The sequence below is a fragment of the Parafrankia sp. FMc2 genome, from assembly GCF_041008525.1.
Classification (GTDB): domain Bacteria; phylum Actinomycetota; class Actinomycetes; order Frankiales; family Frankiaceae; genus Parafrankia.
The window spans coordinates 1-10,869 of record NZ_JBFLUG010000191.1 but is presented as its reverse complement, the minus strand read 5'-3'; the positions used below and the strand labels follow the sequence as shown (position 1 = coordinate 10,869).

General features: G+C 72.5%; 1 protein-coding gene. It reads left to right on the top strand.

Annotated features, from left to right (window positions below):
* Nucleotides 1–10,869 (top strand): type I polyketide synthase (locus tag AB1460_RS33185; RefSeq protein ID WP_368966181.1); only part of this gene is annotated, 10,869 nt, incomplete at both ends.

Genomic DNA, 10,869 nt, shown 5'->3' with positions numbered 1-10,869 from the left:
ATCTTGACCTTCACCTGGACCGGCCGCTGCGGGAGCTGATCGACGGTGTCGACGGCGACGAGTCGGGGCTGTTGGATCAGACGGGCTATGCGCAGCCGGCGTTGTTCGCGGTCGAGGTCGCGCTCACGGCGCTGCTGGGCCACTGGGGTGTGACTCCGGACATCCTGGTCGGCCATTCGATCGGTGAGATCGCCGCCGCGCATGCGGCCGGGGTTCTGGATCTGGCGGATGCCGCGGTGCTGGTGGCGGCGCGGGGTCGTCTGATGCAGGCGCTGCCGGCGGGTGGGGCGATGCTGGCGGTGCAGGCGGGCGAGGCCGAGATCCTCGCCGCGCTGGCGGAGGCGACCATCGCGGTGGATCTCGCCGCCGTCAACGGTCCGACCGCCGTGGTTCTCTCCGGGCCGGAGGACGCGATCGGCGTGGCCGCGGAGCTGGCGGCCGCACGTGGGTGGAGGTCGTCCCGGCTGCGGACGAGTCACGCGTTCCACTCGGCGTTGATGGAGCCGATGCTCGCCGAGTTCGCCGCGGTCGTCCGCGACCTGACGTTCCGCGAGCCGACGTTGCCGGTGGTGTCGACGGTGACCGGGCGGTGGGTGGAGGCCGGGGAGTGGTCCGACCCGCAGTACTGGGTGCGGCAGGTCCGTGAGCCGGTCCGGTTCGCTGACGCTGTCACCGCACTTGCCGAGAACGGGGTGACGCGGTTCGTCGAGTCCGGCCCCGACGGTGTGCTGACCGCGATGGCGCAGCAGGTCCTGCCGGCCGCCGAGGGCGGTGTGTTCGTTCCGCTGCTGCGTCGCGACCGCGACGAGACGTCCACAGCGGTCACAGCCCTCGCCCGGCTGCACGTCCACGGCGTCACCGTCGACTGGGCGCGGGTGTTCGACGGCACCGGGGCGACACCGGCGGAGAACCTGCCGACCTACGCCTTCCAGCGCCAGCGGTACTGGCCCGAGCCGTCCGCCGGCCTTGTGGTGGACCAGCCGGTCGACCGTGAGGAAGCGGAGTTCTGGGGGTCGGTCGAGCGGTCCGATCTGGCGGGGCTGGCGGCCCGGCTGGACGTGGAGGCGGCGGCGCTGGAAGGCGTGCTGCCGGCGCTGGCGTCGTGGCGGGCCCGTAGCCGCGAGCGGAACGCGGTGAGCGGGTGGCGGTACCGGGTGGTGTGGAAGCCGGCCGCCGATCCCGGTGCGGCCGCCCTGTCGGGGACCTGGCTGCTGCTCGGGGACGACACCGCCGGTCTCGGCGCGGAGCTGGCCGCGGCAGGCGCGTCGCTGGTGCGGGTGCCGGCGGGCGATCGGGCGGGGCTGACCGAGGAGCTGCGGTCGGCGGTGGACGGCGTGGATGGCCCGGTCGCCGGGGTGGTGTCGCTGACCGGGCTGGGTGCGGATCCGTTGCTCGACAGCCTGGTGGCGGTGCAGGCGTTGGGTGATGCCGGTGTGGCGGCGCCGGTGTGGTTGGTGACCTCCGGTGCGGTGTCGACGGGCCGGTCGGACCGTCCGGTGGATCCGTTGCGGGCACAGGTCTGGGGTCTGGGTCGCGTTGTCGCGCTGGAGCATGCGGGCCGGTGGGGCGGCCTGCTCGACCTGCCGGAGACGGTGGACCGCCGGGTGGCCGGTCGGGTGGTCGCGGTGCTGGCGGGGCTGCTCGGCGGGGAGGACCAGGTCGCGGTTCGCGGGAGCGGGGTGCTGGTGCGCCGTCTGCTCGCGGCCCCGGCCACCGCGGCGGTTTCGGTTCCCGCCATCGACCCCGCCTCGGCTCTCGGTGTCGGTGCCGGCCAGGGCTGGCGTCCGCGGGGGACAGTGCTGATCACGGGTGGTACGGGCGGCCTGGGCGTCCAGGTCGCGCGGTGGGCTGCACGCAGCGGTGCGGAGCGGCTGGTGCTGGTGAGCCGGCGGGGGCCGGCCGCGGAGGGTGCTGTCGAGCTGGTGGACGAGTTGTCGGCCGCCGGGGTCGCAGCCGATGTGCTGGCGTGTGATCTGGCGGATCGGGCGGCGGTGGCGGGCCTGCTGGCGGAGGTCGGTGAGCTGTCGGCGGTGGTGCACGCGGCCGGTGTCGGTGAGGACCGTCCGCTGGCCGACGTCGACGCGGATCACCTGAACCGGGTGGTGGCGGGCAAGGTCTCCGGTGCGCTGCACCTGGACGAGCTGCTCGGCGACTCCCCGTTGGACGCCTTCGTGGTGTTCTCCTCGATTTCCGGTGTGTGGGGCAGCGGCGAGCAGGGGGCGTACGGGGCGGCGAACGCGGCCCTGGATGCGCTGGTCCTGCGTCGCCGCGCTGCCGGCCGGGTCGGTACGGCGGTGGCGTGGGGTCCGTGGGCGCAGGTCGGGATGGCGGCCGACGAGGCGGTGGCCGGGCAGCTGCGCCGCCAGGGCCTGCTCGCCATGGACCCGGACCAGGCGATGACAGCCTTTGCGCAGGCTGTCGGCACCAGCGACGACGTGGTCGTGGTGGCGGATGTGCGGTGGGATGTGTTCCTGCCGGTGTTCACCGCGGCCCGCCCCCGCCCGCTGTTCTCCGATCTGCCCGAGGCTGTCGCACTGGCGACTGGGACGGCGGCCGGCGGCGGCGTTGTCTCCTCACTGTCCCAGCAGCTGGTGGACCTGCCTGCCGGCGAGCGGGAGCGGGTCGTTGTCGAGCTGGTGCGTTCCGAGGTGGCCGGGGTTCTTGGCCATGGTTCGGCGGAGGAGGTTCCGGCGGGCCGGGCGTTCAGGGATCTCGGTTTTGACTCGTTGACGGCGGTGGAGCTGCGGAACCGGCTGGTGCGGGTGACGGGTCTGCGGTTGCCGGCGACGTTGGTGTTCGACTATCCGAATGCGCAGCGGCTGGCGGAGTTCCTGCTGGCCGAGGTTTCCGGCGCGGCGCCGGCGGGCGTTCTGGTGCCTGTCGTTCCCGCGTCGGTGGCGACGACGGACGACCCGGTTGTGATCGTGGGCATGGGTCTGCGGCTGCCGGGTGGGGTGGATTCACCGGACGGTCTGTGGGAGCTGCTGGCGGACGGCCATGACGCGATCGGTGGTTTCCCGACGGACCGTGGCTGGAATGTGGAGGAGCTGTACAACCCGGATCCGGATCATGCGGGGACGTCCTACGCCCGTGAGGGCGGCTTCCTTTACGACGCCGGTGAGTTCGACGCGGGGCTGTTCGGGATTTCGCCGCGTGAGGCGTTGGCGATGGATCCGCAGCAGCGCCTGTTGTTGGAGACGTCGTGGGAGGCGTTCGAGCGCGCCGGGATCGATCCGACGGGGTTGCGTGGGCGTCCGGTCGGGGTGTTCGTCGGCGCCAGCTACATGGGGTACGGGACGGGCCCGGCCGAACTCCCGGAGGGGTTGGAAGGTCATCTTCTGACCGGTACGGCGTCGAGTGTGATCTCGGGGCGGTTGGCGTACACGTTCGGTCTCGAGGGGCCGGCGGTGACGGTGGACACCGCGTGTTCGTCGTCGCTGGTGGCGTTGCATCTTGCCGCGCAGGCGATTCGCGCGGGTGAGGCGGAGATGGCGCTGGTCGGTGGCGTCACGGTCATGCCGAACCCGGGTGTGTTCGTGGAGTTCTCCCGCCAGCGGGGTCTTTCTCCGGACGGGCGCTGCCGCTCGTTCGCCGCGGGTGCGGACGGGACGGGCTGGTCGGAGGGCGCCGGGGTGCTGCTGGTGCAGCGTCTGTCGGACGCGCGCCGGGCCGGCCGTCGGGTGCTGGCGGTGGTGCGTGGTTCGGCGGTGAACCAGGACGGTGCGTCGAACGGTCTGACGGCGCCGAACGGCCCGGCCCAGCAGCGGGTGATCCGCCAGGCCCTGGCCAGCGCCGGCCTGACGCCCGCCGACGTGGACGCCGTGGAAGCGCATGGAACCGGTACGACGCTGGGTGATCCGATCGAGGCGCAGGCGCTGCTGGCGACCTACGGCCAGGGCCGGCCCGAGGATCAGCCGTTGTGGTTGGGGTCGATCAAGTCGAACATCGGTCACACCCAGGCCGCGGCCGGCGCGGCGGGGATCATGAAGATGATCCTGGCGATGCGCCACGGGACGTTGCCGGCGACGCTGCACGTCGACGAGCCGACGTCGAACGTCGACTGGACCGCCGGCGCGGTCGAACTGCTCACCGCGTCCCGGGCCTGGGAGGAGAACGGCCGGCCACGCCGCGCCGGCATCTCCGCCTTCGGGGTCAGCGGCACCAACGCCCACGTCATCATCGAGCAGGCCCCCGAGCCGGAGCCGGTTCCCGGACGTGACCAGCCGGCCGAGCCGGCGGCCGGAACGGCACCGGCACCGGCGTTGCCGGTGGTTCCGGTGCTGGTCTCCGGCCACGACGAGGCGGCACTGCGGGACCAGGCCGGACGTCTCGCGGAGACGGACATCGATCTCCTCACTCTCGGTGCGGGGACGACACGGCGGGCGGTGCTGGCGCACCGCGCGGTGGTGCTGGCAGCGGGCGAGGATGATCTGCGCACAGCGCTGGAGGCCCTGCGCACCGACGGCTCCGCGCCGAACGTGGTGCGTGGGACTGCCGGTGCTGGTCGGGTCGCGGTGGTGTTCACCGGCCAGGGCGCCCAGCGGATCGGCATGGGCCGGGCGCTGTACGAGACCTTCCCCGTGTTCGCGGATGCGTTCGACGCCGCCTGCGCCCATCTCGACCTTCACCTGGACCGGCCGCTGCGGGAGCTGATCGACGGCGGCGAGGCCGAGCTGCTGGATCAGACGGGGTACGCGCAGCCGGCGTTGTTCGCGGTCGAGGTGGCGCTGACGGCATTGCTGCGTCACTGGGGTGTGACGCCGGATGTGGTCGTCGGTCATTCGATCGGGGAAATCGCGGCGGCGCACACAGCCGGGGTTCTGGACCTGGCCGATGCGGCGTTGTTGGTGGCGGCCCGCGGTCGGCTGATGCAGGCCCTTCCCTCGGGTGGGGCCATGCTTGCGGTGCAGGCGGACGAAACCGAGGCTCTCGCCGCGCTCGCCGAGGCCGCGATCGGGGTGGATCTGGCGGCGGTGAACGGCCCGTCCGCCATCGTCCTTTCCGGTCCGGAGGAGGGGATCTCCGCCGCCGCCGCGCTTGCCGGCGCACAGGGGTGGACCTGCACCCGGCTGCGCACCAGCCACGCTTTCCACTCGGCGCTGATGGAGCCGATGCTGGCGGAGTTCGCCACCGTCGTCCGCGGGCTGACCCTGCGCGAGCCGGAGCTGCCGGTCGTCTCGAGCCTCACCGGGCGTCCCGTCGGGGCGGGCGAGTGGACGGATCCGGAGTACTGGGTGCGGCAGGTCCGCGAGCCGGTGCGGTTCGCCGACGCGGTCACCGCGCTCGCCGCGATCGGGGTGACGCGGTTCGTCGAGGCTGGTCCGGACGGGGTCCTGACGGCGATGGCGCAGCAGGTGCTGCCCGATGCCGAGGGCAGTGTGTTCGTTCCGCTGCTGCGCCGTGACCGGGACGAGCCGGTCACGGCGCTCACCGCGCTGGCCCGGCTGCACGTCCACGGGGTTGCCGTCGACTGGGCGCGGCTGTTCGACGGCGCCGGCGCTCCGGCGGCCGACCTGCCGACCTACGCCTTCCAGCGGCGGCGGTACTGGCTGGAGAACACGCCGGCCGAGGCCACGGCCGGTGACGTCATCGAGGCGGACTTCTGGGAGTCGGTGGAGCGGTCCGACCTCGCCGGGCTGGCGGAGCGGCTCGAGGTGGACGCCGCGTCGCTGGAAGGTGTGCTGCCGGCGCTGACGTCCTGGCGGGCGAGGCGCCGCCTGGCGGCCACGACCGACGGGTGGCGGTACCGGATCGCGTGGAAGCCCACCGCCGACCCCGGCCCTGCGTCCCTGTCAGGGATCTGGCTGCTGGTGGGCCCGGAGGCCGCGGCCGAGACCGGTGTCGGGGCCGAAGCCGGGGCTGTTCGGCTGGCCGCCAACGTGGCCGATGCGCTGACCGCGGCGGGGGCGGATGTCGTACCGGTGCCCGTCGCGCCCGGAACGGATCGGGCGGAGCTGGCCGGTCGACTGCGCTCGCTGCTGATGGCCGGATCGGCGGGCGACAGCACCACGCTCGACGGCCCGGCACAGGGCGGCTCCGCGCTGAACGGTGCGGTGGCGGGTGTGGTGTCGCTGGCCGGTCTGAGCGCGGATCCGCTGGTGGACAGCCTGGTGGTGGTGCAGGCGTTGGGTGATGCCGGTGTGGCGGCGCCGGTGTGGTTGGTGACGTCGGGTGCGGTGTCGACGAGTCGGTCGGATCGTCCGGTGGAGGTGGCGCAGGCGCAGGTGTGGGCGCTGGGCCGGGTGGCCGGTCTGGAGCGTCCGGAGCGCTGGGGCGGTCTCCTCGACCTGCCGGAGAGCCTCGACCGGCGGACGGCGTCCCGGGCGATCGCGGTCCTGGCGGGCCTGCCCGGCGGGGAGGACCAGGTCGCGGTCCGCGGCAGTGGCATTCTGCTGCGGCGCCTGGCACCTGCACCCGCACAGCGCGAGGCGGGGTGGCGTCCACGCGGCACAGTGCTGATCACCGGTGGGACGGGTGGTCTGGGCGCTGCGGTGGCACGGTGGGCCGCGCGGAACGGTGCGGAGCGGCTGGTGCTGGTGAGCCGGCGCGGGCTGGCCGCGGACGGCGCCGCCGCACTGGTGGACGAACTGTCCGCCGACGGGGTCGCCGCTGATGTGGTGGCATGTGACCTGGCGGACCGGGCGGCGGTGGCCGATCTGCTGACGGTCGCCGGGGGGCTGTCGGCGGTGGTGCACGCGGCCGGTGTCGGCGAGGACCGGGCGCTGGCCGAGGTGGACGCCGATCACCTGAACCGGGTGGTCTCCGGCAAGGTCGCGGGCGCGCTGCACCTGGACGAGCTGCTCGGTGACACCCCGCTGGACGCCTTTGTGGTCTTCTCGTCGATCTCGGGTGTGTGGGGCAGCGGTGAGCAGGCGGCGTACGGCGCGGCGAACGCGGCGCTGGATGCGCTGGTCCTGCGGCGCCGCGCTGCTGGTCGGGTGGGTACGGCGGTGGCGTGGGGTCCGTGGGCGCAGGTCGGAATGGCGGCCGACGAGGCGGTGGCCGATCAGCTGCGCCGTCAGGGCCTGACCGCGATGGACCCGGACCAGGCCATCGCCGTACTCGCCCAGGCGGTCGGCGCCTCCGGCGGCAGCGGTAACGGTGGTAGCGGCGGTGCGGGCGATGACGTGGTGGTGGTGGCGGATGTGCGGTGGGATGTGTTCCTGCCGGTGTTCACCGCCGCCCGCCCCCGGCCGTTGTTCTCCGACCTGCCCGCGGCGGTCGCCCTGGCAGGGGAGGCTGCGGCTGCGGGCGGCGCTGTGGCGTCGTCGTTGTCGCAGCGGCTCGACGGCCTGCCCGCGGGCGAGCGGGAGCGGGTCGTCGTCGAGCTGGTGCGTTCCGAGGTGGCCGGCGTGCTCGGCCACGGGTCCGCGGACGAGGTGTCGGCGGACCGGGCGTTCCGAGAACTCGGTTTCGACTCGCTGACGGCAGTGGAGCTGCGGAACCGGCTGATGCGGGTGACGGGCCTGCGGTTGCCGGCGACATTGGTCTTCGATCACCCGAACACCCACCGCCTCGCCGCACACCTCCTGGCCGAGGCCGAAGGCACGGCTTCGGCCGGCGCGTCGGTGATTCCCACCCTGGTGGCGACAACCGACGACCCGGTCGTGATCGTGGGTATGGGCCTGCGGCTGCCGGGCGGGGTGGACTCGCCGGCGGGGCTGTGGGATCTGCTGGCCGCGGGCGGGGATGCCATCGGCGGTTTCCCGACCGACCGCGGCTGGGACCTGGATTCCCTCTACAACCCCGACCCGGATCATGCGGGGACGTCCTACGCCCGCGACGGCGGTTTCCTCTATGCGGCGGGCGAGTTCGATGCGGGGTTGTTCGGGATTTCGCCGCGTGAGGCGTTGGCGATGGATCCGCAGCAGCGCCTGTTGTTGGAGACGTCGTGGGAGGCGTTCGAACGCGCCGGTGTCGATCCGACGGGGTTGCGTGGACGTCCGGTCGGGGTGTTCGTCGGCGCCAGCTACATGGGGTACGGGACGGGGCTGGTTGATGCACCGGAGGGGTTGGAAGGCCATCTTCTGACCGGTACGGCGTCGAGTGTGATCTCGGGGCGGTTGGCGTACACGTTCGGTCTCGAGGGCCCGGCGGTCACCGTCGACACCGCGTGTTCGTCGTCGCTGGTGGCGTTGCATCTGGCCGCGCAGGCGATTCGCGCGGGTGAGGTGGAGATGGCGCTGGTCGGTGGTGTCACGGTGATGCCCAGCCCGGACGTGTTCGTCGAGTTCTCGCGTCAGCGGGGTCTTTCGCCCGACGGGCGGTGCCGTTCGTTTGCCGCGTCGGCGGACGGGACGGGTTGGTCGGAGGGTGCCGGGGTGCTGCTGGTGCAGCGTCTGTCTGACGCGCGCCGGGACGGCCGGCGGGTGCTGGCGGTGGTGCGTGGTTCGGCGGTGAATCAGGATGGTGCGTCGAACGGGTTGACGGCGCCGAACGGTCCGTCGCAGCAGCGGGTGATCCGGCAGGCGCTGGCCAGCGCGGGCCTGTCGCCTGCCGACGTGGACGCGGTGGAGGCGCACGGCACGGGTACGACGTTGGGTGATCCGATCGAGGCACAGGCGCTGCTGGCGACCTACGGCCAGGGTCGGCCCGAAGGTCAGCCGCTGTGGTTGGGGTCGATCAAGTCGAACATCGGTCACACGCAGGCCGCGGCCGGCGTCGCCGGGATCATCAAGATGGTCCTGGCGATGGACCACGGGACGCTTCCCGCGACGCTGCACGTCGACGAGCCGACCACGAACGTCGACTGGACGGCCGGGGCGATCGAGCTGCTCACCGAGGCCCGGGTGTGGGAGGAGAGCGGCCGGCCGCGGCGCGCCGGAGTGTCGGCGTTCGGCGTGAGTGGTACGAACGCGCACGTCATTCTCGAGCAGGCGTCTGCTGCCGAGCAGCCTGTCGGAATCAGCGGACGGGTTCTTCCGGTGGTTCCGGTGCTGGTTTCCGGTCATGACGAGGCGGCGTTGCGGGCGCAGGCGGGGCGCTTCGCCGAGACAGACGTCGATCTGACTGCCCTCGGTGCGGGTTCGGTGCGGCGGGCGGTGCTGGCGCATCGGGCGGTGATCCTCGCCGCCGACGGGACTGGTTTCCGGGCTGGTGTGGATGCTCTTCGTTCTGGTGTTTCTGCGTCGAATGTGGTGCGTGGGGTTGCGGGGTCGGGCCGGTTGGCGGTGGTGTTCACCGGTCAGGGTGCGCAGCGGATCGGTATGGGGCGGGCGTTGTATGACGCTTTCCCGGTGTTCGCGGATGCGTTCGATGCCGTGTGTGCGCATTTGGATCTTCATCTGGATCGGTCGGTCCGTGAGCTGATTGATGGTGATGCGGAGCTGTTGGATCAGACGGGGTATGCGCAGCCGGCGTTGTTCGCGGTGGAGGTGGCGCTGGCGGCGTTGTTGCGTCACTGGGGTGTGACGCCGGATGTGGTGGTGGGTCATTCGATTGGTGAGATCGCGGCGGCGCACACGGCCGGGGTGCTGAATGTGGCGGATGCGGCGGTGTTGGTGGCGGCGCGGGGTCGGCTGATGCAGGCGTTGCCCGCGGGTGGGGCGATGCTGGCGGTGCAGGCCGGCGAGACCGAGATCCTCGCCGCGCTGGCGGAGGCCGGTGTCGTGGTGGATCTGGCCGCGGTGAACGGTCCGACCGCTGTTGTCCTGTCGGGTGACGCGGAGGCGATCGGCGCGGCCGCGGAGCTGGCGGCTGCGCGTGGGTGGAGGTCGTCTCGTCTGCGGACGAGTCATGCTTTCCATTCGGCGTTGATGGAGCCGATGCTGGCCGAGTTCGCCACCGTGGTCCGTGGGCTGACGTTCCAGGAGCCGACGTTGCCGGTGGTGTCGACGGTGACGGGGCGTCTGGTGGGCGCGGGTGAGTGGTCGGATCCGGAGTACTGGGTGCGGCAGGTGCGGGAGCCGGTGCGGTTCGCCGACGCGGTCACGGCGCTCGCGGCGACCGGGGTGACGCGGTTTGTTGAGGCGGGTCCGGATGGTGTGTTGACGGCGATGGTGGGGCAGGTGCTGCCGGATGCCGAGGGCAGCGTGTTCGTGTCGCTGCTGCGCCGCGACCGCGACGAGACGTCCACCGCCCTGACCGCCCTCGCCCAGCTCCACGTCCACGGCGTCGTTGTTGACTGGGCGCGGCTGTTCGACGGTGTCGAGGTATCCGCGATCGAGCTACCGACGTATGCCTTCCAGCGTCAGCGGTTCTGGTTGGAGTTGGCGCCGGTTCAGGTGGTGGTCGGTGATGTGGTGGAGGCGGGTTTCTGGGAGTCGGTGGAGCGGTCGGATCTGGCGGGGTTGGCGGAGCGGTTGGAGGTGGAGGCGGCGTCGTTGGTGCCGGTGCTGCCGGTGCTGCCGGCGTTGGCGTCGTGGCATGCGCGTCGGCGGGAGGCGGCTGTCACGGATGGGTGGCAGTACCGGGTGGTGTGGAAGCCGGCCGTGGACCCGGGTCAGGTGGTCCTGTCCGGGACGTGGCTGGTGCTCGGTGCCGAGGCGGGGCCGGATGCGGTGTCGGTGGCTGTCGACCTGGGCGCGGCGCTGGCGATGGCGGGTGCCGATGTCATGCCCGTCGGAATGGAGCCGGGTCTGGACCGGGTTCTGCTGACAGAGCGGCTGCGGGCGCTGGTGGCCGGCCCGGACGGCCCCGGCGGTCCTGCCGGGCCGATCGCCGGTGTGGTGTCGCTGACGGGGCTGGGTGCGGATCCGTTGGTGGACAGCCTGACGGTGGTGCAGGCGCTGGGTGATGCCGATATTGCGGCGCCGGTGTGGTTGGTGACGTCGGGTGCGGTGTCGACGGGCCGGTCGGATGGTGTGGTGGATCCGGTGCGGGCGCAGGTGTGGGGTCTGGGTCGGGTGGTGGGGTTGGAGCACCCGGACC